The 24,995-nt window shown below is 65.5% G+C and carries 20 protein-coding genes; 4 read left to right on the top strand and 16 right to left on the bottom strand.

The window, feature by feature from the left end; all coding sequences use genetic code 11:
* Positions 1 to 17: 17 nt before the first annotated feature.
* Genes A7V84_RS00530 through dnaE form a run of 5 tightly spaced genes read right to left on the bottom strand, consistent with a single transcriptional unit; the run spans position 18 to position 7,318 of the window.
* Positions 18 to 1,130, bottom strand: a complete 1,113-nt coding sequence (locus A7V84_RS00530; RefSeq protein WP_025512330.1) for a glycosyltransferase family 4 protein — start codon at positions 1,128 to 1,130, stop codon at positions 18 to 20.
* Complete coding sequence (locus A7V84_RS00525; protein WP_025512332.1) at positions 1,127 to 1,882, bottom strand: glycosyltransferase family 2 protein; 756 nt, start codon at positions 1,880 to 1,882, stop codon at positions 1,127 to 1,129. Before A7V84_RS00525 ends, A7V84_RS00530 begins: the two co-directional genes overlap by 4 nt.
* Positions 1,879 to 2,730 carry a polysaccharide deacetylase family protein gene (locus A7V84_RS00520; protein ID WP_063492380.1) on the bottom strand — a complete coding sequence of 284 codons (852 nt, stop codon included), beginning with the start codon at positions 2,728 to 2,730 and terminating at the stop codon, positions 1,879 to 1,881. Before A7V84_RS00520 ends, A7V84_RS00525 begins: the two co-directional genes overlap by 4 nt.
* Positions 2,727 to 3,827, bottom strand: coding sequence for a glycosyltransferase family 4 protein (locus tag A7V84_RS00515; protein ID WP_063492381.1), 1,101 nt, complete (start codon positions 3,825 to 3,827; stop codon positions 2,727 to 2,729). The genes A7V84_RS00520 and A7V84_RS00515 overlap by 4 nt, the downstream gene beginning before the upstream one ends.
* Positions 3,827 to 7,318, bottom strand: a complete 3,492-nt coding sequence (gene dnaE / locus A7V84_RS00510) for a DNA polymerase III subunit alpha (RefSeq protein WP_033534408.1) — start codon at positions 7,316 to 7,318, stop codon at positions 3,827 to 3,829. Before dnaE ends, A7V84_RS00515 begins: the two co-directional genes overlap by 1 nt.
* 156 nt (positions 7,319 to 7,474) lie before the next feature.
* On the opposite strand from dnaE, the gene lpxO reads away from it, so the two are divergent.
* Positions 7,475 to 8,374 (top strand): lipid A hydroxylase LpxO, encoded by a 900-nt coding sequence (lpxO, locus tag A7V84_RS00505; RefSeq protein WP_025512336.1) that lies wholly within the window; start codon positions 7,475 to 7,477, stop codon positions 8,372 to 8,374.
* 36 nt (positions 8,375 to 8,410) lie between these two features.
* On the opposite strand, the gene hrpA is transcribed toward lpxO, so the two are convergent.
* A complete protein-coding gene (gene hrpA / locus A7V84_RS00500; protein ID WP_063492382.1) occupies positions 8,411 to 12,259 on the bottom strand; it encodes an ATP-dependent RNA helicase HrpA in 3,849 nt (1,282 codons plus the stop codon).
* Between the two features lie 174 nt (positions 12,260 to 12,433).
* Between hrpA and argA the strand changes: the two genes are divergently transcribed.
* Positions 12,434 to 13,789 carry an amino-acid N-acetyltransferase gene (gene argA / locus A7V84_RS00495; RefSeq protein WP_025512339.1) on the top strand — a complete coding sequence of 452 codons (1,356 nt, stop codon included), beginning with the start codon at positions 12,434 to 12,436 and terminating at the stop codon, positions 13,787 to 13,789.
* An 87-nt stretch (positions 13,790 to 13,876) separates the two neighbouring features.
* Positions 13,877 to 14,149, top strand: coding sequence for an oxidative damage protection protein (locus tag A7V84_RS00490; protein WP_025512341.1), 273 nt, complete (start codon positions 13,877 to 13,879; stop codon positions 14,147 to 14,149).
* A 67-nt stretch (positions 14,150 to 14,216) separates the two neighbouring features.
* Here A7V84_RS00490 and phoU read toward each other — a convergent pair whose 3' ends face one another.
* From phoU to A7V84_RS00475, 3 genes are all read right to left on the bottom strand, one after another.
* Positions 14,217 to 14,957: a phosphate signaling complex protein PhoU gene (phoU, locus tag A7V84_RS00485; protein ID WP_025512343.1), complete on the bottom strand. Its 741-nt coding sequence runs from the start codon at positions 14,955 to 14,957 to the stop codon at positions 14,217 to 14,219.
* A gap of 244 nt (positions 14,958 to 15,201) precedes the next feature.
* A complete protein-coding gene (locus A7V84_RS00480; protein ID WP_063492383.1) occupies positions 15,202 to 16,872 on the bottom strand; it encodes an isovaleryl-CoA dehydrogenase in 1,671 nt (556 codons plus the stop codon).
* 43 nt (positions 16,873 to 16,915) lie between these two features.
* Entirely contained in the window at positions 16,916 to 18,181 is a 1,266-nt protein-coding gene (locus A7V84_RS00475; RefSeq protein ID WP_063492384.1) for a DNA recombination protein RmuC, read from the bottom strand.
* Positions 18,182 to 18,342: 161 nt separating this feature from the next.
* On the opposite strand from A7V84_RS00475, the gene A7V84_RS00470 reads away from it, so the two are divergent.
* The gene (locus A7V84_RS00470; RefSeq protein ID WP_063492385.1) at positions 18,343 to 19,032 is read left to right on the top strand and encodes a PhoP regulatory network YrbL family protein; all 690 of its coding nucleotides are present in this window, start codon (positions 18,343 to 18,345) and stop codon (positions 19,030 to 19,032) included.
* A 3-nt stretch (positions 19,033 to 19,035) separates the two neighbouring features.
* Here A7V84_RS00470 and A7V84_RS00465 read toward each other — a convergent pair whose 3' ends face one another.
* The 7 genes from A7V84_RS00465 to A7V84_RS00435 form a co-directional block, all read right to left on the bottom strand.
* Positions 19,036 to 19,749, bottom strand: coding sequence for a DNA-3-methyladenine glycosylase (locus A7V84_RS00465; protein ID WP_051348158.1), 714 nt, complete (start codon positions 19,747 to 19,749; stop codon positions 19,036 to 19,038).
* Complete coding sequence (locus A7V84_RS00460) at positions 19,733 to 20,083, bottom strand: Spx/MgsR family RNA polymerase-binding regulatory protein (protein ID WP_025512349.1); 351 nt, start codon at positions 20,081 to 20,083, stop codon at positions 19,733 to 19,735. Before A7V84_RS00460 ends, A7V84_RS00465 begins: the two co-directional genes overlap by 17 nt.
* Before the next feature lie 3 nt (positions 20,084 to 20,086).
* Positions 20,087 to 20,887, bottom strand: a complete 801-nt coding sequence (locus A7V84_RS00455) for an ABC transporter permease subunit (RefSeq protein ID WP_033534413.1) — start codon at positions 20,885 to 20,887, stop codon at positions 20,087 to 20,089.
* Positions 20,884 to 21,798: an ABC transporter permease subunit gene (locus tag A7V84_RS00450; RefSeq protein WP_025512351.1), complete on the bottom strand. Its 915-nt coding sequence runs from the start codon at positions 21,796 to 21,798 to the stop codon at positions 20,884 to 20,886. The genes A7V84_RS00455 and A7V84_RS00450 overlap by 4 nt, the downstream gene beginning before the upstream one ends.
* Positions 21,798 to 22,925, bottom strand: coding sequence for an ABC transporter ATP-binding protein (locus tag A7V84_RS00445; RefSeq protein ID WP_025512353.1), 1,128 nt, complete (start codon positions 22,923 to 22,925; stop codon positions 21,798 to 21,800). Before A7V84_RS00445 ends, A7V84_RS00450 begins: the two co-directional genes overlap by 1 nt.
* Before the next feature lie 6 nt (positions 22,926 to 22,931).
* A complete protein-coding gene (locus A7V84_RS00440; protein WP_025512355.1) occupies positions 22,932 to 24,038 on the bottom strand; it encodes a polyamine ABC transporter substrate-binding protein in 1,107 nt (368 codons plus the stop codon).
* A gap of 136 nt (positions 24,039 to 24,174) precedes the next feature.
* Positions 24,175 to 24,828 (bottom strand): 3-deoxy-D-manno-octulosonic acid kinase, encoded by a 654-nt coding sequence (locus A7V84_RS00435; protein WP_231940197.1) that lies wholly within the window; start codon positions 24,826 to 24,828, stop codon positions 24,175 to 24,177.
* Positions 24,829 to 24,995 lie beyond the last annotated feature (167 nt).

Genomic DNA, 24,995 nt, shown 5'->3' with positions numbered 1-24,995 from the left:
ATTATAGAACTTGCGCCTCAGCGGCCGGCCAGCGCGGCGACATACACATCCATCGTGGCGCGGGCGAAATCGTGCAGATTGAATTCCCGCAGCGCCTTCTGGCGTGCGGCCTGCCCCATGCGTTCGAGCATGGCCGGATCGGCCAGCATGTCCTGCAGCACCCGGGCGATGGCCGCGACGTCACGGGCAGGCACAATCCAGCCGTCCTGCCCCGGGGTGATGTTCTCGGGCAGCCCCCCGGCGTCGCTGGCCAGCACCGGACGGCCGATGGCCATCATTTCGCGGCAGGCAAAGGAAAGCGCTTCGCGATAGGAGAGCACATAACCCGCATGGCAGGCGGCCAGCGCGGCCCGCACGTCATCGAGCAGGCCGGGAAAGACCATCTGATCCTGCATGCCCGCGGCACGAACGCGCGCCAGCTTGGCCTCATTGGGTGGATCGCCGGCCACCAGAATGCGTATGCGCTGGCGCAATGGCTCGGGCAGGCTGCCCGCCGCATCCACCAGATCCAGCCAGCCCTTGTCGAAATCGGTACCTCCGGCGCTGCCCAGCAGCAGCTTGCCGCGCCAGTTCTCGCCGAAATACAAGGCGCGCAGCTTGTCCTGGCTGCCGGCCGCGGGCGGCGCATAGAAATGGGTATCGATGCCATGCCGGATCGTGCTGATGGGCAGCCGCCGATAGGGAGAGTCTTCCACCAACCGGCGAACGTAGTCGCTCACGGCGATGACATGATCGGTAGCCAGGCGTGCGCGCAGGGCATTGCCCAGGCTGGCCAGCGGATGGTCATTGTGCTTGGTGAAGATGACCCGGGCGCGGCGTCGCCCCAGCGTGGCGAGCATGACCTGTTTGTGGTCGGCGCTGCCGTTGCAATGAATGATGTCGAAGCGTTCGCGCCCGATAAGCTGGCGCAGCGCGCGCCGGTCGCCGAACCAGGAGGACAGCCGCGTGGTGTAGGTCATCGGCACCACGCGCACGCCCGGCACGGACTGCGCATAACGGTACAGCCGGCTGGTCGATGGCGTGGCGACGACGATCTCGTGCTCGGGCGCCAGCGCGCGCGCCAGATTCAGGATGTAGGTGACGTGGCCGCCGCCATTGCGCGGGTGAAAGTTGGTATAGAGGATCTTCACTTGGGCGGCCCGGGTTCGGACTTGAGCATCAGCTTGGCATAACGATAAAAACTGCCCGAGGCGGCCGTCACGGCCAGCACCAGCCCGTGGCGGCCGTCGAGAAAGCCGCGCCGCAGCAGATAGATGCGCACGAAGGTCCAGAAACTGTGTCCCAGCGCGGTCAGGACATTGGCGCGCCGCCCTTTGGCGTGCATCATCGCCGCGCCATCCGAAGAATAGCGATTGACCTTGTTGATGAGCGACTCGAAGTCCGGATAGGGGTAATGCACCAGGTGGGGTTCGAGGCGCTCGACCTTGCCGTCGGCGACCACTTTCTCGTGCACCACGGCGTCGGTCAGGCGTGCCGTGCCGCGTTTCCAGAGCCGCAGCACGTAATCGGGCCACCAACCGCTGTGGCGGATGAAACGGCCGCAGAACCACGACAGGCGCGGCATTTCATAGGCCTGGGCCTGCCCTTGGGCCATGGCCTGACGAATGGCGTCGGCCAGCTCCGGCGTGACGCGCTCATCGGCGTCGATGGACAGCACCCAGTCGCCGGTGGCCAGATCCAGGGCGCGGTTCTTCTGCGGCCCGAAACCGGGCCAGTCGGGCGTGACCTGCACCTTGGCGCCGAAACTGCGCGCCAGTTCGACCGTGTCGTCGGTGCTGCCGGAGTCGACCACGATGAATTCGTCGGCGAAGGCCACGGACTCCAGGCAGCCCAGGATGTTGGCCGACTCGTTCTTGGTGATGATGATGACCGACAGACTCATGCGCGCTTTCTCCAGCGTTTCTTCAGGCCCTTCCAGGCATGATAGAGCTGCCCCACGAAAGGATCGCGTGATTGCCAGATGCGGCGATTGAGCCAGCCGCCGCCCCGGTTGCGCACCGCAAAGCGGAAGATATGGCCGGGATCGGCGCCGGGCCGGTTCTGGCCCAGCGGATCGGTAGTGTAGAGATGCCGGAAACCTGCCTGCCTTGCGGCCTGGACGTAATCGGCATCGAAATACCCTTGCGGCCAGCAAAGGTGATCGCTCACCCCGCCCAGCCGCGCCTGCAGGGTGGCGCGCGAATCGGCCAGCTCTTGGGCGATATGGCGTCGCTTGGCCTCGATGTCCGGGCCGCAGGTCTTGTCCCAGCGGGTGTGCGTGTGGGTATGCGAATGGAACTCGAAGGTGCCGGCATCCAGCATGGCCTGCACTTCGCTCCAGCGCAGCATGACGTCGTCGCTGCGGCCTTGCGCGATCAGGCGCTTCGATTCGTCGTGATCGACGTCGGCCGGAATCGGCTCGCCGCAGCCAGCGTGCGGGCGGGCCGCGCCGTCGCCGACCAGGCCGGTGATCAGGAAGATGATCCCGTGCATGCCGTAGCGCTGCATGATGGGATGGGCATGGACCCAGTTGTTGAGATAGCCGTCATCGAACGTGATCAGCACCGATTTCTCTGGCACCGGCTCGCCGGCCAGATAGGCGGCGAACTGATCGCCGGTCAGCGACCGGTACCCGGCGCGGGCCAACGCCGCGATCTGGGCCTCGAACACGGCGGGCGTGGCGGCGATCATGCCGCCTTTGGGTGTGATGTGGTGATACATCAGCACCGGCACGTTGGGGGCGTTTTTCATTGTGTGAGCTCGGCCAGCCATTTGCGATAGACCGCTTCGGTGTTTTCGGCGAGGCGCTCGGGTGAGAAAACGCCCTCCTCGCGCACCATGCGCCAGCCGGCCTGGCCCATGCGCTGGCGCAGCGCCGGATCTTCGATCAGGCGGCGCAGCGCTTCGGTCAGGGCTGCGCCGTCCTTGGGCGGCACCAGAATGCCGGTGACATCGGGCCGCATCATTTCCGATACCCCGCCCACGTCAGTGCCGATCACGGGCAGGCCGCTGGCTTCGGCTTCGACATAGACCGTGCCCGAGGCCTCCTGCTGCGTGGCCAGCGCAAAGATGTCGAACCCCGCCAGCAGGTTGGGCACGTCGCGTCGCGTGCCCATCAGGTGCACGCGCGACTGCAGCCCCCGTTCGGCCACATAGGCCTGGGTCTGCTCGAACACCGGCGAGCCGCCACCCACGAAAACCAGATGCAGTTTGGGATGTCCGGCCAAGAGCGGTGCGATGGCGTCGATCAGGTCTTTGTGGCCTTTGGTGGCGCGCATCACGGCCACACAGCCCACGATCAGATCATCGTCGGCCAGACCCAGCTCGTCGCGCAAGGTGGAGCGTTCGACCGGCGGCGGCAACACGATGGGCGAATACAGGGTGGCGATGTGATCGGGCGGCACGCCGCGCGCGATCAGGCCGTCGCGCACGTGGTCGCTGACCGTAGTCACGCGCTGCGGCAGGCCGGTGTAGCTCCAGAGCGAGCCGACCTTGTTGGACAGATGGCGGGTGCGCACGATCAGCGGCGTGCCGGCCAATCTTGCGGCCGCCGCGGCGATGACGGTATCGCGACGGCTATGCGTATTGAGCACGTCGTAACGGCCCCGCTTGAGGAGGCGGCGCAAGGCCAGCACGCCCTTCACGTAATTCCATGGGCCGTCCATGTACAGCGTATGCACGGTGAAGCCGGCATCGCGCAGGCGTTCGCCGAGCTGGGCATCCGGCTGGACGATGGCCTCCATGTGGTGGCCACGCTCACGCATGGCGTGCATCTCTTTGAAGATGCGCCCTTCCTGCCCGCCGAAACTGGTGGCGGCCTCCGAATGAACGATACGCAAGGGCTGCATCAGTAGCTGACCTCCACACCTTCGGGCTTGGCCCAGTCGGCCAGATTCTGCAGCAGCGTATCCGCCATGCGGACCCGCCACTCCTCGCCCAGGCGCACCGTGCAACGGAAATTGTCTTTGGTGTAGATGATGTCCACCGGCACGCCGGGGATGCCGTTCTCGGGTTCGGCCCGGAAAGGGTTGAGCAGCTGGCGCAGGCGCGCCGCATCGGCCTGGCCGTTGAGCGTGACGCGCAAGGCGCGCGCACGCGCCTCGCGGGCCAGCTGCAGATCGAACAGGTTTTCGGCCACGATGCGCATGCCGCCGGAATACTCGTCATTGCTGACCTTGCCCTGCACGATCAGGAGCTGGTCTTCCTTGAGACGGTTGCGATGCTTCTCGTAGAGTTCATTGAACACCGAGATCTCGACCTGGGCGGTGCCGTCATCCAGCACGGCAAAGACCATCTTGCCGCGCCGCGTCATCATGACGCGCACGCCGGCCAGCACCCCGCACATCCATTGCAGGTCGCGTTGCGGCTCCAGCCGCGCCAGCGGCATGGGCACGATGCGGCGTACTTCGTCGCGCCAGGAGTCGAACAGGTGGCCACTGAAGAAATAGCCCAGCGCCGCCTTCTCTTCGGTGAGCTTGGTGTGCAGGTTCCAGGGGGCGACCTTGGCCAGCTCGCCGGCCACCACCTCGCTGCTGTCGTCACCGAACAGCGAGACCTGGTTGGCGCTACGCGCCGCCTGCTCGGCCGCCTCCATGGCCGTGCCCACCGAGGCCAGCAGGGCCGCACGGTTGGGCTCGATGGTGTCAAAGGCGCCGGCGCGGATCAGCGCCTCGATGGTGCGCCGGTTGACCGCATGCTTGCTTACGCGCCGGCAGAAATCGAACAGGTTGGCAAAGCGGCCGCCCTCTTCGCGGGCACGCAGGATCTCCTCGACGGCGCCCTGCCCGGTGCCCTTGACCGCGCCCAGGCCGTAGCGCATGGTGCGCGGCGGCTTGCCCTTGGCAGTCCAGCTGTCTTCGACCGGGGCGAAGCGGTAGCCCGACTCATTGACATCGGGCGGCAGAACGTCGACGCCGTTGTCGCGCGCGTCGCGGCAGAAGATCTGCACCTTGTCCGTGTCGTCCATGTCGGAGGACAGGGTGGCGGCCAGAAACTCGGCCGGATGATAGGCCTTCAGCCAGGCCGTCTGGTAGGCAATGAGGGCGTAGGCCGCCGAGTGCGACTTGTTGAAGCCGTAGCCGGCGAATTTCTCCATCAGGTCAAAGAGCTTGACGGCCAGATCCGGGTCATGCCCCTTTTCCTGCGCGCCTTTCTGGAACAACTCGCGATGCTTGGCCATTTCTTCGGGCTTTTTCTTGCCCATGGCCCGCCGCAGCAGGTCGGCGCCACCCAGCGAGTAGCCGCCGATGATCTGCGAGATCAGCATCACCTGTTCCTGGTAGACGATGACCCCGTAGGTGCTCTTGAGGGTGCCTTCCAGGTCCGGGTGGAAGTAGTCTACCGAGGCGCGGCCGTGCTTGCGGTTGACGAAATCGTCGACCATGCCGGACTCCAGCGGCCCGGGGCGATACAGCGCCAGCATGGCGATGATGTCTTCGAACGTGTTGGGCCGCAGCTTCTTGAGCAGCTCTTTCATGCCGCGCGATTCCAGCTGGAACACGGCGGTGGTGTTGGCATCGCACAGCACTTTGTAGGCCGCCGGATCATCCAGCGACAGCGCCATGATGTCGAAATCGCGCAACTCGGCATTGAACTGGCGCACATAACGCACCGCCCAATCGAGAATCGTCAGGTTGCGCAGCCCCAGAAAGTCGAACTTCACCAGGCCGGCGGCTTCGACGTCGTCCTTGTCGAATTGCGATACCGCGCTGTTTTCCTGACCCGGTTGGCAATACAGCGGGCAGAAGTCGGTCAGCTTGCCCGGCGCGATCAGCACGCCACCGGCGTGCATGCCGATGTTGCGGGTCAAGCCTTCGAGCGGTTGCGCCAGATCGACCAGCGCACGGACCTCTTCTTCCTGGTCGTAGCGTTCCTTGAAGGCGGGCTCATCCTTGAGGGTGCGCTCCAGCGACCAGGGATCGGCCGGGTTGAATGGAATCAGCTTGGACAGGCCGTCGCAGAACATATACGGCATGTCCAGCACGCGCCCGGCATCGCGCACCACCGCCTTGGCGCCCAGGGTACCGAAGGTGGCAATCTGGCTGACCGCCGCGCGGCCGTATTTTTCCTTGACGTACTCGATGACGCGTTCGCGGTTGTCCTGGCAGAAGTCGATATCGAAGTCGGGCATGGATACCCGCTCCGGATTCAGGAAGCGCTCGAACAGCAAGTCATAGCGGATGGGGTCCAGATCGGTGATCCCCAGCGCATAGGCCACCAGCGAGCCGGCCCCCGACCCCCGGCCCGGCCCCACCGGCACACCGTTGTTCTTGCCCCAGTTGATGAAGTCCTGGACGATCAGGAAGTAGCCCGGAAAGCCCATCTGGATGATGGTCTTGCACTCCCAGCGCAAGCGCTCGTAGTAGGCCGGCCGCTGGCGATCGCGTTCGGCCGGGTCGGCGAACAGGAACTCCAGACGCTTCTCCAGGCCCTCTTCGGAGAGCTGCACCAGATAATCATCCAGGGTGACGCCGTCGGGCGTCGGGAAGATCGGCAGCCGGGGCTTGCCCAGCACCAGCGACAGATTACAGCGCTTGGCGATCTCGACGCTGTTGGCCAGCGCCGAGGGGACGTCGGCGAAGCGCTGGTGCATCTCCTGCGAGCTGAGCAGATACTGCTGGGGCGAGAACCGCCTGACCCGACGCGGGTCGGCCAGGATTTCGCCCTCGGCAATGCAGACACGCGCCTCATGGGCCTGGAATTCGTCACCGTCCAGGAATTGCACCGGATGCGTGGCCACCACCGGCAGGCCGGCCTGGGCGGCCAGACGCATGGCTGCCTGGGTATAGGCCTCGTCGCCGTCCATGCCGGCACGTTGCAATTCGATATAGAAGGCGCCCGGGAACATCTCGCCCCATTGGCGCGCCAAAGCCAGCGCCCCGGCGGCATTGCCCGCCTCCAGCGCATGGCCGATGTCGCCGCCGCGCCCGCCCGAGAGCACGATGAGGCCTTGCTGGTCGCGCAGCCATTCGCGCCGCAGTTCGGCCCGGCCCTTGTACTGATTGGTGAGGAAAGACTGCGACAGCAGCTCGCACAGATTGAGGTAGCCGGCATGGTTGCGCACCAGCAGCAGCGCGCGGAACGGCTTGTCGCGATCTTCGTCGTTGCTGATCCAGACATCGCAGCCGGCGATCGGCTTGATGCCTGCGCCACGAGCGGCCCGGTAAAACTTGATCAGGCCAAAAATATTGGACAGATCGGTCAGGGCCACGGCGGGCTGGCCGAGTTTGGCCACACGCTTGATCAGGCTGGGAATGCGCACGATGCCGTCCACCACCGAGAACTCGGAATGGACACGCAGATGCACGAAAGGGGGGGGAGTTACTGCGGCTTCGGACATGGGCGGAATTGTACCTGCGCGCCTGCCCGCCGGGAGCGCTGCCGCGGGCGCCTGGCGCCCACGCATCGGATGCCACTTTTATCAAAACATCCGCTGCGAGGGATGTGGGACAATAAGAGACTTCACTCACGATACCGACAGGTAATCCGTCCCCAAATGAAATGGCTGATCCCCGGCCTCTGGCTGGCTTCCATCCTGTTTGCACACTTCCGTGGCCGCGTGCGGCTGCCGCTGACCCGCCAATTGCTGGATCACTCGGTGATCCTGGCGCCGGTCAATGCCTTCATGGTGCTGTGCTCGCGCGTGCCGACCACCCCCTACCTGACCAGCCGGGAGATCCCCGAGCTGAAGGTGCTGGACGACAACTGGGAAATCATCCGCGACGAAGCCCTGAAGATGGCCGAGCTGCGCCGCATCAAGGCAGCCGAGAAGCACGACGACATCGGTTTCAATTCCTTCTTCAAGTACGGCTGGAAGCGCTTCTACCTGAAATGGTATGACGCCCGCCACCCCTCGGCCGAAGAGCTGTGCCCCAAGACCGTCGCCCTGCTCAAGGGCTTGCCCAAGGTCAAGGCGGCGATGTTTGCCGAACTGCCGCCGGGCGGCAAGCTCAATGCCCACCGCGACCCTTTTGCCGGCTCGCTGCGTTATCACCTGGGGCTGGCCACGCCCAATGACGATCGCTGCTACATCGTGGTCGATGGCGACAGCTACAGCTGGCGCGATGGCGAAAGCGTGGTATTCGACGAGACCTATGTCCACGAAGCGCACAACAAGAGCGAAGGCAATCGCATCATTTTGTTCTGCGACGTCGAACGGCCCCTGAAATGGGGTTGGGCGGAGTCCTTCAACCGCTGGTTCGGCCGCAAGGTCATGTCAGCGGCCAGTTCGCCCAACGATGCCGGCGACCAGACCGGCGCCATCAACAAACTGACCCACCTGCACTGGCACCTCGACCAGAAGCGCCGCCAGTTCAAGGCCTGGAACAAGACCGTCTACAAGATCACCAAGGTCGCCCTGATCGTCCTGGTCATTGCGCTTTTCCTGGCGCTCTGAGCCCCGCCCGCCCCGGCCGCCGCCGGGGACGCGCGCTCAACGCTGCAAGGACTCCCAGGTTTTCATCAGCCGCTTGACGGACACCGGCATGGGTGTGCGCAGCTCCTGGGCGAACAAGGCCACGCGCAGCTCTTCCAATAGCCAGCGGAACTCGTCCAGACGCGGATCGGACGCGCCCTTGAGGGCCGAACGTGCACGCTGATAGAGCGTGAGCAAGGGCGCCATGTCGGCCATCAGGCGCGCATCGCGCGCCGGATCGGCGCGCAGCTTGTCGATACGCGCGGTTGCCGCCTTCAGGTAGCGCGGGTAATGGGCCAGCTGCCCATACGGGACATCGCGCAGAAACCACTTCGGCATCAGGGCCCCGAGCTGCTGCTGAAGATCGGCATAGGCCTGGGCATGCGGCTTGGCCTGCACCAGTTTGCGCTGCAGAGCCGCGTACTCGCTCAGCACGCCCATGGCCAGGCGCGCCACTTCCTGGGCCAGCAGCCCCAGGCGGCCCTTGCCATCCAGGCGTCTGGCCTCGAACTGCTGCGCATCGGCCGGCCAGGGCTCGCCCAGACAGGCTTGCGCAAGCGCGCAATCAATGATCTGGTCCCTCAGCTCGTCCTGCGTACCGAGCGCCATGTAGAACATGCTCATCTTGGTGAGATCGGTCAGGTTCTTTTCGAGGAACTTGACCTGCTCACGCAGCCCGATGCGAAACAGGCGCAGCAGCCCTGCACGATGATGGCGACGCGCCTCTTCGGGATCATCGAAGACGTCCAGGTCGCAGTGCGCGCCCTTGTCGACCAGGGCGGGATAACCAATGACCGACTGGCCGCGGCGCCGGATCTCCATGATTTCAGGCAGCGGCCCGAAGGTCCATGCCGTGAGGTTTTCGTGCGCCAGGGCCTGGGCCACCTCGGTATCGCGCGCGGCCAGCTGCTGAAAGGTGGCCTGGGCCTGCTTGCCCAGTTCGGCCCGCAGCTGCGCCAGATTGCGTCCGGCCGCCAGCATGCGGCCGTGTTCGTCGACCACCTTGAAATTCATGAAGAGGTGGGCGGGCAGCGTCTCCAGCTTGAAGTCGGCCGGCAGCGGGCGTACCTGGACCTGCTTCCACATGTCCTCGATGATGGCCTCGAGCAGGCCCTTGCCGGGGTCGGCAGCCTGCTCGAACCAGCGATCGTAGAACCCTGCCGCGTAGTCCGGCAGCGGGACGCAATGGCGGCGCAGCTTCTGCGGCAGGGACTTGAGCAGCAGGTGCACCTTTTCCTTGAGCATGCCGGGCACCAGCCACTCGCAGCGCTGGGCATCGAGCTGGTTCAGGGCGAACAAGGGTACCGACAAGGTCACGCCATCGCGCGCCGAGCCGGGCTCGAAATGATAGTCCAGCGCCATGCTGACGCCCTGCCACTCGACCTTCTTGGGGAAGACCTCGGTGGTGACGCCGGCTGCCTCGTGGCGCATGAGCTCGTCTCGCGTGAGCAGCAGCCGCGAGGCGGCCTCCTTGTCCAGACCGTGCACCCATTTTTCGAGCGAAGCGGTCTGGCTGATGCCCGCCGGGATCTGGCGATCATAGAAGGCGTAGATCAGTTCGTCATCGACCAGAATGTCGGGCCGGCGTGTCTGGTGCTCGAGTTTCTCGATCCCGGCGATTAGCTTGCGGTTATGAGCCACGAAAGCCAGGCGAGTGTCGATCTCGCCCGGCACGAGCGCCTGGCGGATGAAGAGCTCGCGCGCATGTTCGGGGTTGATGCGCCCATAATGAACGCGACGCCCGGCGTAGATCGTCAGGCCGTAGAGCGTGGCGCGCTCGTTGGCCACCACCTGCCCGGCCTTCTTTTCCCAACGCGGGTCGGAACAGTTGCGCCGCAGCAGATGGGCCGCCACGCGCTCGATCCAGACCGGCTCGATGCGGGCGACACAACGGGCGTACAGGCGGGTGGTCTCCACCAGTTCGCCGGCGACGATCCAGCGCCCGGCTTTTTTCTGCAGCGGCGACCCCGGATGGATGTGAAAACGGATTTCGCGCGCCCCCAGGTAACCCCCGCCCTCTTCGCTGCGCGAGCCGATATTGCCCAACAGGCCGCTCAATAGCGCCAGATGCAGTTGCTCATAGGTGGCTTCGCTGGCGTTCAGACGCCAGCCCTGCTCGCCGACCAGCGCCATCAGCTGGCTATGGACGTCATGCCATTCACGCAGACGGACAGGCGACAGGAAGTTCTGCCGCAACAGGGCCACCAGCTTGCGCTGCGAAGCCTTGTGCTGCACCTGTTCGCCATACCAGCGCCAGAGCTTGAGAAACGACAGGAACTCCGATTTGTCATCGTTGAATTTGGCGTGCGCGGCCTCGGAGGCCTCGCGCTCCTGCATGGGCCGGTCGCGCGGATCCTGCACCGACAAGGCCGCAGCGATGATCAGCATTTCGGTCAGGCACTGCTGCTCGCGAGCCGCCAGAATCATGCGGCCGATGCGCGGGTCGACCGGCAGACGTGCGAGCTCGACCCCGGTAGGCGTCAGCGCGAAGCCGCCCTGCTCGCCGGACATCTCGATGGCGCCCAGCTCCTGCAGCAGATGGTAGCCATCGGCCACTGCCCGCCCCGGCGGCGCCTCGACAAAGGGAAACTGCTCGATGTCATCGAGTTTGAGCGCCTTCATGCGCAGGATCACCGAAGCCAGCGAGGAACGCAGCACCTCGGGATCGGTAAAGGCGGCACGTGCGTTGAAATCGGCCTCGTCGTAAAGCCGGATGCACAGGCCCGGCCCGATCCGGCCGCAACGCCCGGCCCGTTGGTTGGCCGACGCCCGGCTGATGGGCTCGATGCGCAACTGCTCGACCTTGTTGCGCCAGGAATAACGTTTGATGCGCGCCAGGCCGCTGTCGATCACGAAACGGATGCCCGGCACGGTCAGCGACGTTTCGGCAACGTTGGTGGCAAGCACGACGCGCCGGCTGTTGCCGCGCGGATGGAAGATCTGCTCCTGCTCGGCCTGCGACAGCCGGGCGTAGAGCGGCAGGATCTCGGTGCCGGCCGGATGACGCTTGCGCAGGGCTTCGGCCGCCTCGCGGATTTCCCGCTCGCCCGGCAGAAACACCAGAACATCGCCCGGACCATGACGGGCGCATTCGCCCACCGCATCGACAATGGCATCGATGAGGTCGCGCTCTTCGTCGCCCCCCAGGCGCTCGCGACCCGGGCGGGCGGCATTGGCGCCGGACTCGTCGCCCTGGGGCTCCTGCACGGGCCGGTAGCGCAACTCGACCGGATACAGCCGGCCCGACACTTCGATCACCGGCGCAGCACGCCCGCTGGCATCGGCGAAATGCTGCGAAAACCGTTCGGCATCGATCGTGGCCGAGGTGATGATGACCTTGAGATCCGGGCGACGCGGCAGCAGCTGCTTGAGGTAGCCAAGCAGAAAATCGATGTTCAGGCTGCGTTCATGCGCCTCGTCGATGATGATGGTGTCATAGCGGCGCAGCAGCGGGTCGCGCTGGGATTCGGCCAGCAGGATGCCGTCAGTCATCAGCTTGACCGCGGCATTCGGCCCGGTGCGGTCATTGAAGCGCACCTGATAACCGACCACCTCGCCCATCGGCGTGTTCAGCTCTTCGGCAATGCGCTTGGCCACCGAGGTCGCGGCCAGCCGCCGGGGCTGCGTGTGGCCGATCATGCGCTCGCGGCCGCGCCCGAGCTCCAGGCAGATCTTGGGCAGCTGGGTGGTCTTGCCCGAGCCGGTCTCGCCGCTGACGATCACGACCTGATGCGTCTGGATGGCGCGCGCGATCTCCTCGCGCCGCGCGCTGACAGGCAGGTCCTCGGGATAGGTGACGGCCGGAATGGGCCGTGGGGGCCGGGCGGGCCGCTTGGGCGGCGCTGCCGGGCGGGGAGTTTCGGGCATGAGTTTGTATCCTTTGAGGCGGCATTATAAATTTCTCGCCGCCACACGGGCCGGCATGACCACGCCCTGCCTGCAAGCGCCCTATAATTTCGGCAGCCGCCCGAGACCCGGGCCGCCAGCCACACCGCCCGCGCGGCGGTGCGCCGACATCCCCGTCCAAACCAAACAACCATCATGCCCGATCTGGAAGACGATACATTCTCCGCACTTGAAGCACCTGAATTCGCCCCGGCGCAGTTCGTGCGATGGTTCCGAGAAGTGGCGCCTTATGTGCATGCGTTCCGCGGCAAGACATTCGTGGTGGCGTTCGGCGGCGAGCTGGTACAGGCCGGCGCGCTCAACGCCCTGGTGCAGGACCTGTCGCTGCTGTCGGCACTGGGCGTGCATCTCGTGCTGGTGCATGGCTCGCGCCCCCAGGTCAACGAACAGCTCAGCCTGAAAGGCTACAGCCAGCAGTTCGGCCGGGGCATGGCGCCCACCGACGCCGCCGCCCTGGAATGCGCCAAGGAAGCCGCAGGCGAGCTACGCCTGGATATCGAGGCCGCCTTCAGCCAGGGCCTGCCGAACACGCCCATGTCGAACTCACATGTGCGCATCATTTCCGGCAACTTCGTGATGGCCCGGCCGGCCGGCGTGATCGAGGGCGTGGATTACAAGCACACCGGCCATGTCCGCAAGATCGACGTCGAGGCGCTGAAGTTCGCCATCGAGCGCGGCTCCATCGTGCTGCTGTCGCCGCTGGGCTTCTCGCCAACCGGCGAGGCCTTCAACCTGGCCATGGAAGACCTGGCCACCAGCGTGGCGGTGGCGCTGCGCGCCGAGAAACTGATCTTCCTGTCGGGCGCCGATGGCGTGCACGACGAGGACGGCAGCGTGGACACCGAGCTGGCCCGCATCGACGCCGATGCCCTGCTGAGCAAGGGCGAGCTGGACGAGGACACGGCCTTCTTTCTGCGCCATGCCTCGCTGGCGGTCAAGCGGGGCGTGGCGCGCGCCCACCTGGTGCCCTACTCGCTGGACGGCAGCGTGCTGCTGGAGATCTTCACCCACGATGGCGTGGGCACCATGGTGGTGGAGGACAAGCTCGATGACCTGCGCCCGGCCACCCTGGACGACGTCGGCGCCCTGCTCAGCCTGATCGAACCGCTGGAAGCCGATGGTACGCTCGTGCCGCGCCCGCGCGGCGTCATCGAGCGCGACGTGGAGCACTTCACGGTACTGGAGCACGATGGCGTCATCTACGGCTGCGCTGCGCTCTACCCCTACCCGGAAGACCACATGGCCGAGATGGCCTGCCTCATCGTGCACCCGGAATGGCAAAGCACCGGCGAAGGCGATCTGCTGTTGCGCCACATGGAGGCACGCGCCCGCGCCACCGGCGCGCGTCGCCTGTTCGTGCTGACCACGCGCACCTCGCACTGGTTCATGAAACGCGGCTTCGTGCAGGGCGGCATCTCCGACCTGCCGCCCACCAAGCAGGCCTCCTACAACCGCACGCGCAACAGCCTCATCTTCATCAAGAAGCTGTAACCCGGCATAGACCCTGCTCGGTGCAGGGTCTATGGCCCGGCCAGGCCGTTAAAATGGGCCATCTGAAACTCTTCCTGGCAGCACAACATGGCCCGTACCATCACCTGTGTCAAACTCAAGCGCGAAGCCGAAGGTCTGGATTTCCCGCCCTACCCTGGCGACCTGGGTGCGCGCATCTGGCGTGAGATCTCCAAGGAAGCCTGGGAGGAATGGAAGCAGATCCAGACCCGCCTGGTGAACGAGAACCGTCTCAATCTGGCCGATGCCCGCGCCCGCAAGTATCTGCAGCAGCAGATGGAGCGCTTCCTGTTCGAGGACGGCCAGGTCGAGGCCCAGGGCTACGTGCCGCCGTCGGCCTGAGCCCGGCCCTCCCCCACGCAAAACGGCCTGACTCGCGTCAGGCCGTTTTGTTTGCAGTGCCGCCGGATCAGGCTTCGGGCTTGGTTTCTTCCGGCACGATCGGCGCTTCGCCGCGCGCCAGGCGCTCGGTGTTCTTCACGCCGGTATGGCGCACATCGGCACCCTTGACCATGTAGATGACGCGCTCGGCCATGTTCTTGGCATGATCACCGATGCGCTCCAGGGCACGGGCGATGAAGATCATGTCGATGGCGCGCGAGATCGTACGCGGATCTTCCATCATGTAGGTGATGAGATTGCGCAGGGCCGCCTTCCATTCCTTGTCGACTTCCTTGTCGCTGCGCACGACCTGAGCAGCCAGGATGGGGTCCAGGCGCGCAAAGGCATCCAGGGCCTGATGCAGCATGTTGCCGACGCTGACCGCCATGTGACGCAGCTCGATCAAAGGGATATGCTGCTGATGGCTGTTCTCGTACATGCGACGCACGGCGGTGGCGACCTTTTCAGCCTCGTCGCCCGAGCGCTCCATGTCGGTCAGCATTTTCGAGACAGCCAGCATGGTGCGCAGGTCGATGGCAGTGGGCTGGTGGCGGGCCAGGATCAGGCCGATACGCTCGTCGATCTCGACCTCGTGTCGGTTGACCTCTTTTTCGCGCTCGCGGACCTTCTCGACCAGCGTCATGTCGCCGGAGGCAAGCGCCTCGATCGCCTCCTGGATCATGGCCTCGACGATGCCGCCCATTTGCAGAAACTGCGAACGGACTGCGCCCAGGTCGGCGTCGAACTGTTTATTGGTGTGCTCCGTCATCCGGACTCCCTGCGTGTTTGGTCTCATGGCTGCCCCTTCTGATGGCGAATCACACGGGGAACCTGCTGACCCGCAAGCTTATGACCCGAGTGTGACAGGATTATGAAGGCGCCCGCCGGCAGGGACAAGCGGTGGGCCTGCGACCTGCGCGCATCAGGCGGCTTGCGGCCTGAGTGGCGGCCGAGCCGGCACGATGCGCCGGCGGCAGCATTGCCCGCGCCAGCAGGGAAAGGCGGAAGAAAACTCAACCGATCCCCGGCCAGGCCCTGGCCAGTATCCCGCTGACGGCCGCCTCGGGCAGGCTCTCGCCCCATAGCGTAGCACCGCCCTGCAGCCGGCTGGCCACGAAGGCATCGGCCACCCCGGACGGGGCGTGGCGCAGCATCAGGCCCGCCTGCAACAGGCGCGCCAGGCCGGCAGCCAGGGCCCGCGCCTGGCTCTCCTGGGGAGCAGCGGCCTGCGCCAGCCACTGCTGCACGGCGGCGTCATAGCGCGCGTCGGCCCCGCGGGACAGACGCATCTCGGCCTCCAGCGCTGCCAGACCATCCGATTCGCGTGTCAGGGCGCGCAGCACGTCCAGCGCCATCACGTTGCCGGAGCCCTCCCAGATGGCGTTGACCGGCGCTTCCCGGTACAGCCGTGCCAGCGGCCCCTCCTCGACATAACCGTTGCCGCCCAGAGCCTCCATGGCCTCGCCCAGCACGTTCACGGCGCGTTTGCACACCCACAGCTTGGCCGCCGGCGTGGCGACCCGCAGCAGCCGTGCCGCGGCATCCTGCCGCCCGCGCTCATCCATGGCGCGCGCCAGGCGCAGCCCCAGCAACATCGCCGCCTCGCTCTCGAGCGCCAGATCGGCCAGCACGGCCCGCATGACCGGTTGCGCCAGCAGGGGCTTGCCAAAGGCTTGGCGATGGGCGGCGTGATGCAAGGCTTGAACCAGACCCTGGCGCATCAGCGCGGCGCTGCCCAGCACACAATCCAGACGGGTTGTGGCCGCCATTTCGAGCATCAGCGCCAGCCCCCGCCCCGGCTCTCCGAGCAAGACGGCCCAGGCCTGTTCGAACTCGACTTCCGCGCTCGCGTTGCTGCGATTGCCCAGCTTGTCCTTCAAGCGCCGGATCCTGACCGCGTTACGCGTGCCGCCCCCGGGTATCCAGCGCGGCAGGAAAAAGGCGCTGATGCCGGCATCGCAACGCGCCAGCACCAGATGCGCATCGGCCTGCGGCACCGAAAAGAACCACTTGTGGCCGGTCAGCACATACGGCTGTCCCTGGCCGGCGCGCCCCAGCGGCTGGGCCTGCGTGGTGATGGCGCGCAGATCCGAGCCGCCCTGTTTTTCGGTCAAGCCCATGCCGATCAGCGCGGCGCGCTTGCTTGCCAGCGGAGCATCATTGCCATCGTGGCCCCGGTGATACAGACGCGGCAGCCAATCCCGCGTGAAAGCGACCGCGCCATCGGGCTCGCGCAACAGCAAGGGAATGGCGGCATAGGTCATGGTGACGGGGCACAGCACTCCCGCCTCGACCTGCCCCTGCAGCAGGAAACCGGCGGCGCGGGCCACGTGCGCCCCAGGGCCGGGCAAGGCCCAGGGCCGATTGTGCAGCCCCCGACCGAGCGCGCCGGCCAACAGGCCATCCCAGGCGGGATGAAATCGCACCCGGTCGATGCGCCGGCCCTGCGGATCGTAGGCCTGGAGTTCCGGCACATGCCGGTTGGCGGCCGCCCCGGCCGCCAGCGCCTGGGCCCGGCCCAGCCAGATCCCGAACTCGCCCAGCTCGGGCAAAGCCCAGGCTGCGCCTTCGCGCTGCACGGCTTCGCGCAGCGGCAGATCGGTATCGAACAGGGAATAGTCGTCCAGCGGCTCGACCTGGTTGAACACCTGGTGCGTGGCGAACGGATGCGGCAACGGCGTCATGGCGGATCTCCTGGACCGACGGCGCCGTCCGGCAGGCCAGCGCCTAGCTGCGTTGTGATTCCGAGTCTAGCGCATCGGACGTCGTCCCGGCGGGCTCATCGCCCAGCAGCCGCTCGGCCTCGGGCTCCGGCAAGGCTTCCACCGACTTCAGATTGCGCAGCATGACGCGGGTGCGCGTCTCGGTCTGCCCGATCTTGCTGCTGGCGGTGTCGAGCGACTTCTTGACGCTGGCCAGCGCATCGCCGAACTTGCCGAACTCGGTCTTGACCGCACGCAGCACCTGCCACACTTCCGAGGATCGGCGCTCGATTGCCAGGGTCCGAAAGCCCATCTGCAGGCTGTTGAGCATGGCGGCCAGGTTGGTCGGGCCGGCCACGTTCACGCGCAGGCCCTGCAGCTTGTCGACCAGCCCCGGCTGGCGCAGCACTTCGGCGTACAGTCCCTCGGTAGGCAGGAACATGATCGCGAAATCCGTGGTGAAAGGCGGGGCGACATACTTGTCGGCAATCAACCTGCCCTGCAGCTCGACCGCGCGCGCCAGCGCCTGGCCGGCCGTGCGGGCGGCATCAGGGTCGCCCGCGTCCTGGGCAGCCAGCAGACGCTCGTACTCCTCCTTGGGAAACTTGGCGTCGATGGGCAGCCACACGGGCCCGGCGTCGCCGCCGGGCAGGCGGATCGCAAACTCGACGATGTCGTTGCGGTCCGGTACCGGTTTGACGTTGCGGGCATATTGCTCGGCCGTCATGCTGTCTTCGATCAGGCGGGCCAGTTGCACCTCGCCCCAGGTGCCGCGCGACTTCACATTGGTGAGCACCCGTTTGAGATCGCCAACCCCGGCGGCCAGATGCTGCATTTCCCCCAGCCCCTTGTGCACGGCTTCCAGGCGCTCGGACACCAGACGGAAAGACTCGCCCAGGCGCTGCTCCAGGGTGGCATGCAGCTTCTCGTCCACGGTGCGGCGCATTTCCTCCAGCCGCGCGCCGTTGTCGGCCTGCAGGGACTGCAGACGCTGATCCACGGTATGACGGATTTCCAGCATGCGCCGGTCATTGATCTCGACCAGGCCCTGCAGGCGCTCGCCGAACTGGCTGCCGAAACGCGCCAGGGACTCGGCTGCTTCACGGCGGCCCTCGCGCTGGCTCTCGGCCAGATCGCCGCGCAAGCCCCGTTCGCTGCGCTCCAGCGCATCCAGCACGGCATGGATGTCGGCCCGGCTGGCGGCCGGACGCAGACAGGCCCACAACGCCAGCAAGGCGGCCAGCACAGCGCCACCCGCCGCAATCCACAGCAATACTTCTTGATCCAGCAATACCGTCTCCTGAAACCCGGATTATAGGAAAGCACAGCGGCAACACGCGCGGGAAACCCCGCCCCTCTGTTTCAGGAAACTGTCAGCTTCCGTTAAGGCAAGGAAAGTTAAGATATTTGGTGAAATAACAAAACCCTGCGCACCGCGCCTGAACGGGCCCCATGCCGACCCCCTTACGCTCGTCTCAAACAGAAGAATCCTGTTTTCATACGCTTTTCGGTCCGCTCGAACTGAGCCAGGCCCAGCCGCTGGCTCAGGGCGGGGATCGTTATGTCTTCCAGCATCCGTACGAACCCTGGCTGCTGGTCAAGGTCATGGACATGGAGGCGCGCTCGGTCTATCTGGCCAAGCGTCCTTTCAAACGCTGGTACAAGCAGTTTCAGCGTGAAAACGATTATCGGGTGTACCTGAACGAGATCAACGAGTATGTCGCCGCCGCCACCCGCCCCAGCGGGGTCTGGCTGCTGCCGATGGCCCGCATCCTGGGCCTGGCGCAAACCGACATGGGCCCCGGCCTGCTGGTGGAAAAGATCCGCGATGCCCAGGGTGGAATCGCCCCCACGATCAAGGACCTGGCCAAGCAGGGAGCGTTCACCCAACGCCTGTCCGCCCAGCTGGACCGCTTCTTCGATGACCTGGCCGATGCGCATGTGGTGCTGCACGACATCTCGGCCAGCAATGTCGCCGTGGGCTACAACGCCGACGGGCGCCACGGCCTGTATCTGGTCGATGGTTTCGGAGTGCTGCCCGCGATTCCACTCTATGCCTGGAGCCGGCGGCTGAACCAGCGCCGCATTGCGCGCAAGTATGCCGAGCTGCGCGCCAAACTGCCCGCGCCGGTGCCCGACTGAAGATCAAGCCAGGACGCGTCCGCGCCCGTCGACCCAATCGAAATCGCGCCCGGCCTGCTGCCCACGGCGCAAGGGATTGCGCGTGCACCAGGCGGCATAGGCCGGATCCACGAAGCGATAGGCCAGATGCTCGTCGCGTCCGGGCGGGATGCCCAAGCGCACGCAACGGATGATGCGCGTGAGGGCCGGCTCGCTGCGGGTCACGAAAAAGCGGGTGGGATCGAAGCCCCGGGCATCCCAGTCCGGCACCTTGAGATCCAGCGCGCGGCACAACAGCGTCTGGCCGGCGCACAGCTTCTCGCGCGGGCGAGGTTGGCCGCGCGCATCCGGATTGAGGGCCTGCATGGCGGCCAGCGAAGCCTGGCCCGACACGGCATCCAGCCAGGGATAGGCCGACTTGATGAGCACGGCATTGCCCGGCCCGCGGGCGCTGAAATTCAATGAATCGCCGCCCCGGGCGTAGTACATGTAGATGGTGCCGCCATCCATGAACAGGGCGCGGCGCTTGTGGGTGTAGCCCAGCGAGGCATGGCTGCCCTTGTCCTCGAGGTAGTAGGCCTCGGTTTCGATGATGCGGGCCGACAGCCACAGGCCGCCATGACGCCGCCGGATCACTTTGCCCAGCAACTCGCGCGCCAGGGTGGCGGCATCGCGATTGAAGAAAGCGTCGGGCAGCGGCGTCAGGGACGCCGCGGCGCACTCACTCGAAGCGCTCACCGTAGCGCTTATCGGAAAACCCCACCCCGACATCGCCATCTTCGGTCACCAGCACCGGACGACGGATGAGCGCCGGATACTGGGAGATCAGGCGCAACCACTCGGTATCGTTGTTGACCGCCTTCTGCTCGTCGGTCAGGTTGCGCCAGGTCATGGAGGCGCGGTTGACGAGTTTCTCCCAGCCGCCCAGCTTGCCGGCCCACGACTTGAGGGTTTCGCCCTCGACGGGATGGTCGCGGTAGTCGATGAATTCGTGCTTGATGCCGCGCTCCTGCAGCCACTGGCGGGCCTTGACGCAGGTGCTGCACTTGGTCAGTCCGAAGAGGGTCGTCATGGATCAATTCTCCTTGCGGGTCTGCAGACGGTTGGCAATGATGACACACACACCCACCGCCAGAATGAACAGCGTGGCCAGAGCATTGACCTCGGGCTTGAGGCCCAGGCGCACGCGCGAGAAAACCTCCATGGGCAGGGTCGAGTAACCCGGCCCCGACAGGAAGGAGGCGACCACCACGTCATCCAGCGACAGAGTGAACGACAGCAGCCAGGCCGAGGCCAGCGCCGGCGCAATCAGCGGCAACGTGATCGAGAAAAACACCCGCAGCGGCGTGGCGCCCAGATCGAGCGCGGCCTCTTCGAGCGAACGGTCCATGTCGCGGATGCGCGACTGCACCACCACCGCCACGAAGGCCATGCACAACGTCACATGGCCGATCCAGATGGTAAACATGCCGTTCTGTTCAGGCCAGCCGAAATGCGTGCGCATCTCGACGAACATCAGCAGCAGCGAAATGCCCAGCACCACTTCCGGGATGACCAGCGGCGCGCTCAGCATGCCCAGATACAGGCCAAAGCCCTTGAAGCGGCCCATGCGGGCCAGCACATAGCCGGCCCAGGTGCCGATGATGGTGGCGGCCGTGGCGGTCAGCACGGCGATCTTGAATGACAACCAGGCCGCCCGCAGCAAAGTCTCGTCCTGGAACAGCGTGTGATACCAGCGCAGCGAGAAACCGCTCCAGGAGGTCAGCACCGGCGAGTCATTGAACGAAAACACCATCAGGCTGAGGATGGGCACGTAAAGAAAGCAGTACCCCAGCCCCAAGGCCAGATTACGCAAGGTCTTGTTGGGGCCTTTCATGTGCGCCCTCCGGCCGTGCGCTGCTGCCTGACCTGGTTGTACTGAAAGAAGGCCAGCGGCACCAGCAAGAGCAACACCATGACGCAGGTCACCGCCGACGCCATGGGCCAGTCGGTATTGTTGAAGAACTCATTCCACATGACGCGACCCATCATCAGGGTATCGGCGCCGCCCAGCATCTCCGGGATCACGTACTCGCCGACGGAGGGAATGAACACCAGCATGGCGCCGGCGATCACGCCCGGGCGCGACAGCGGCAGCGTGATGCGCCAGAACGCCTGCCAGGGGCGCGCGCCCAGGTCGGCCGCGGCTTCCAGCAGGCGCAGGTCCAGTTTGACCAGGTTGGCGTAGAGCGGCAGGATGAAGAACGGCAGATAGGCGTAGACCATGCCGATGTAGACCGCCAGGTCGGTGCGGTAGATTTCCAGCGGCGCGGCCGTGATGCCCAGCCCCATCAGAACTTTGTTGAGCAGGCCGTCGTTGCGCAGGATGCCCACCCAGGCATAGACGCGCAGCAGCAGCGACGTCCAGAAGGGCAGGATGACCGCCAGCAGCAGCAGGTTGCGATAGCGGGGCGTGCTGCGCGCAATGTAGTACGCCATCGGGTAGCCGATAAGCATGCAGCACAGCGTCGTGACGGCGGCCATCTTGGCCGAGTTCAGGTAGGTGGCGAAGTACAGGTTGTCCGTGAACAGCAGGACATAGCCCCGCAGATACAGGCTGAACTGCACCACCTCGTCCTGGATCTCGGCCAGTGAGGTGTACGGCGGAATGCCGAACTTCTGCTCGGCGAAGCTGATCTTGAAGACCAGCAAGAAAGGAATGAAGAGAAACAGCACCAGCCAGGCGAAGGGCACGGCAATGGCGAGCGTGCGCCCCGAGGGCAGGCGCCCCCGCAGGAAATTGCGCATCATGATGCCAGCACCGTGGCGCTGTCGGCGGCCCAGCGCACGAAGATCTCTTCGTCGATGCCCGGGGCATCCATGGCCGAGAGCTGCAGGCTGGGCACGCTGGCCTCGACCACCTTGCCGGAGTCCAGGCGGATCTGATAGAGCGCGTAGCTGCCCATCCAGGCCATGTGGCTCACCATGCCATGGGCCCAGTTGTAGTCGCCCTCGGGCTGCTCGCGCGAGACCACCAGGCGCTCGGGGCGAATGGAGACGTGCACCTCCATGCCCAGCGGTTCGCTCACGCCGTGGTTGACGAACAGCGGACGGGTCAGCTCCTCGCTTTCGATGGCGACGTGATCCGGCTCATCGACCACGATGGTGCCGGTAAAGAGATTGGTGCTGCCGATGAAGCCCGCCACAAACTGCGAATTGGGGAAGTTGTAGACCTCCTGGGGCGTGCCGCACTGGATGATCTGCCCGTCGGTCATGACGGCCAGCCGGTGCGCCATGGTCATGGCTTCTTCCTGGTCGTGGGTGACCATGATGCAGGTCACGCCGACCTGCTCCAGGATTTTGACCAGCTCGATCTGGGTTTTCTGGCGGATCTGCTTGTCGAGCGCGGACATGGGTTCGTCGAGCAGCAGCAGCTTGGGCCGCTTGACCAGGCTGCGCGCCAGCGCCACGCGCTGTTGCTGCCCGCCCGAGAGCTGATGCGGCTTGCGTCGCGCGTAGCCGGCCATCTGCACCAGATCCAGGGCCTCGAAGACGCGGTCGTGGATCTCGGCGCGGTCCACGCCTTCCTGCTTCAGGCCGAAGGCCACATTGGCCTCGACCGTCATGTGCGGAAACAGCGCATACGATTGGAACATCATGTTGACCGGCCGCCGGTAAGGCGGCACGGCCGTGATGTCCTCGCCATCGAGCAGGATCATGCCCGAGGTGGCATCCTCGAAGCCGGCCAGCATGCGCAGCAAGGTCGACTTGCCGCTGCCCGAGCTTCCCAACAGGGCAAAGATTTCGTTGCGCCGCACCGCCAGGTTGACGGAACGCACCGCGACGGTGTCATCGAAAATCTTCACCACATCAACGATCTTGACGAACTCGTCCGGATCGGCGCTATGCGGGGCCGAGTAACGGCTATCGCTCATGATGGATTATCTTCCGGACTTCAGTTCGGCCCACATGCGGGTCTGCAGGCGCTGCACGGGCAAGGGCTGGGCCTTGATGACGTAGAGCGACTTGGACACCTCGGGCGAGGGGTAGATCATCGGGTTGTCCGCGACATCCTTGACCACGTGCTTGCGCGCCTCTTTGTTGGCGTTCGGGTAGAACATGGTGTTGGTGATGGCCGCGTGGACTTCCGGCGTTTCGATGTAGTTGATGAAGGCATGCGCCTCATCGGGGTGCGGCGCATCCTTGGGGATCACCATCAGATCGAACCAGGCCGGCGCCCCGCCCTGCGGAATGAAATAATCGATTTCGTAGGGCTTCTTGGCCTGCTTGGCGCGGCTGCGCGAGATCATCACGTCGCCCGAGAAGCCGTAGACCATGCACAGGTCGCCCACGGCAAGCTCGTCGATGTAGCCCGACGAACTGAACTGGCGGATGTAGGGGCGGATCTGCTTGAGCACTTCGAGGGCCGCCTTGTAGTCCTCGGGCTTGTCGCTGTTGGGGTCCTTGCCGAGGTACTTGAGCACGGCCGGAAACACCTGGGCCGCCTCGTCCAGCATGGAGATGCCGCAATCCTTGAGCTTGGCGGCATTCTCGGGCTTGAAGAGCATGTCCCAGCTGGCCAGGTCGACGTCCGGGCCAAAGATCTCCTTGACCTTGGTGACGTTGTATCCCAGCCCGTTGGTGCCATAGCCCCAGGGCACGGCGTACTCATTGCCCGGATCGACCTGGGCCACCAGCGCCATGATGTCCGGATCCAGGTTCTTGAGATTGGGGATCTTGGACTTGTCCAGCTTCTGGAACAGCCCGCCCTCGATCTGCCGCGACGCGTAATGGGTCGACGGCACGACGATGTCGTAGCCCGACTTGCCTGTCAGCAGCTTGGCCTGCAGGGTGTCATTGTTGTCGTAGACGTCATAACGGGCCTTGATGCCGGTTTCGCGTTCGAAACCCGGCAACGTGTCCGGAGCGGTGTATTCCGCCCAGTTGTAGACGTTGACGACCTTGTTGCTTTGCGCCATTGCCGTGGAGGTTGCCGCTGCGGCCAGCGCCAGCCCTGCCACCACCCGCATTCCCGCCGAGGATTTCATCGCGAGCCCCTTGCAGATTCCAGAGTTTCCAAAAGGCAAAATGATAAAGCCTTTTAAAGGGGGGGTGGGCCGACCCGGACCATCGATCGGCGAACTTGCACGACGTTGCCCGAGGGGGCTGGCGCAATTGTTGTATTTAGGCCCCGGCGGCCTGATACGCCTGATGAATACGATGCCAGGCCGCCTCGCCCTGCGGGCCTGCAACCTTGCGCAGAGAACGCCGCAGACGCTGCAGATTGGCCTGGCGCTGACGCGCCGACACGCCGCGCGCATGGCCGCGATCGAAATCGATCAACCAGGCCCGCCCTTGCGGATCCAGCAGAATATTGAAGGCATTGAGGTCGGCATGCCAGACCCCGGCGCGATGCATCGACGCGATGGCCTGCCCGGCGGCCTCGCAGGCGGCCGGCGTGAGATCCTGGGCCAGCGCGCGCGCGCCCTCGATGCGTTCGATGAGGATGGCGGCTTCGTAGGTCAGGCCATGACGCCAGCAGGCTGCCGCCAGCGGCTGCGGCACCGGCAGCCCCTGCACATGCAGGCGCGCCAGCAGACGGAACTCGCGAAAGGCACGCGTGCCGGCCTCGCCCGTCCAGACATACCGCTGCCGCGACAGGCGCGCCACCAGGCCGCCACGCCGGTAGCCCCGCAGCACGGCCTGCCAGCCCGGGCCTTGCACGAACCAGGCTGCCTGACGGCCACCGGCCTGCACGGCGCGGGCCTGGTCGCCATAATGCTGCGGCCGCAGCCATTGCGGGCCGGGCGGCGCCAGACGCGCGCGATCGAACAGCATCGCCCCGCCCTCGAAGCCCAGGCGCGCATAGCCCTGCCCGGCCTCGCTATCGGCCGTCACGCCGCTCTCTTGCATCGTTCTGTCCAGCATCTACGACCACCCGCCCTCGCACTGTCGACTCATAAGCTCTGCCGGCACCCGCCTGGCAGAAGCGCATTTTGACGCCT

Origin of the sequence: Bordetella trematum, assembly GCF_900078335.1 — a bacterium.
Taxonomy (GTDB): domain Bacteria; phylum Pseudomonadota; class Gammaproteobacteria; order Burkholderiales; family Burkholderiaceae_B; genus Bordetella; species Bordetella trematum.
This window is presented reverse-complemented; position numbering and strand designations above follow the sequence as displayed.

Bases quoted from the DNA above. Each gene is read 5' to 3' on its own strand.
- A7V84_RS00455 (WP_033534413.1), bottom strand. From the start codon at position 20,887: ATGAAAGGCCCCAACAAGACCTTGCGTAATCTGGCCTTGGGGCTGGGG.
- A7V84_RS00435 (WP_231940197.1), bottom strand. From the start codon at position 24,828: ATGCTGTTCGATCGCGCGCGTCTGGCGCCGCCCGGCCCGCAATGGCTG.
- hrpA (WP_063492382.1), bottom strand. From the start codon at position 12,259: ATGCCCGAAACTCCCCGCCCGGCAGCGCCGCCCAAGCGGCCCGCCCGG.
- phoU (WP_025512343.1), bottom strand. From the start codon at position 14,957: ATGACGGAGCACACCAATAAACAGTTCGACGCCGACCTGGGCGCAGTC.
- A7V84_RS00480 (WP_063492383.1), bottom strand. From the start codon at position 16,872: ATGACGCCGTTGCCGCATCCGTTCGCCACGCACCAGGTGTTCAACCAG.
- A7V84_RS00460 (WP_025512349.1), bottom strand. From the start codon at position 20,083: ATGACGACCCTCTTCGGACTGACCAAGTGCAGCACCTGCGTCAAGGCC.
- A7V84_RS00515 (WP_063492381.1), bottom strand. From the start codon at position 3,827: ATGCAGCCCTTGCGTATCGTTCATTCGGAGGCCGCCACCAGTTTCGGC.
- A7V84_RS00470 (WP_063492385.1), top strand. From the start codon at position 18,343: ATGCCGACCCCCTTACGCTCGTCTCAAACAGAAGAATCCTGTTTTCAT.
- A7V84_RS00445 (WP_025512353.1), bottom strand. From the start codon at position 22,925: ATGAGCGATAGCCGTTACTCGGCCCCGCATAGCGCCGATCCGGACGAG.
- A7V84_RS00450 (WP_025512351.1), bottom strand. From the start codon at position 21,798: ATGCGCAATTTCCTGCGGGGGCGCCTGCCCTCGGGGCGCACGCTCGCC.
- A7V84_RS00490 (WP_025512341.1), top strand. From the start codon at position 13,877: ATGGCCCGTACCATCACCTGTGTCAAACTCAAGCGCGAAGCCGAAGGT.
- A7V84_RS00525 (WP_025512332.1), bottom strand. From the start codon at position 1,882: ATGAGTCTGTCGGTCATCATCATCACCAAGAACGAGTCGGCCAACATC.
- argA (WP_025512339.1), top strand. From the start codon at position 12,434: ATGCCCGATCTGGAAGACGATACATTCTCCGCACTTGAAGCACCTGAA.
- A7V84_RS00440 (WP_025512355.1), bottom strand. From the start codon at position 24,038: ATGAAATCCTCGGCGGGAATGCGGGTGGTGGCAGGGCTGGCGCTGGCC.
- A7V84_RS00520 (WP_063492380.1), bottom strand. From the start codon at position 2,730: ATGAAAAACGCCCCCAACGTGCCGGTGCTGATGTATCACCACATCACA.
- lpxO (WP_025512336.1), top strand. From the start codon at position 7,475: ATGAAATGGCTGATCCCCGGCCTCTGGCTGGCTTCCATCCTGTTTGCA.
- dnaE (WP_033534408.1), bottom strand. From the start codon at position 7,318: ATGTCCGAAGCCGCAGTAACTCCCCCCCCTTTCGTGCATCTGCGTGTC.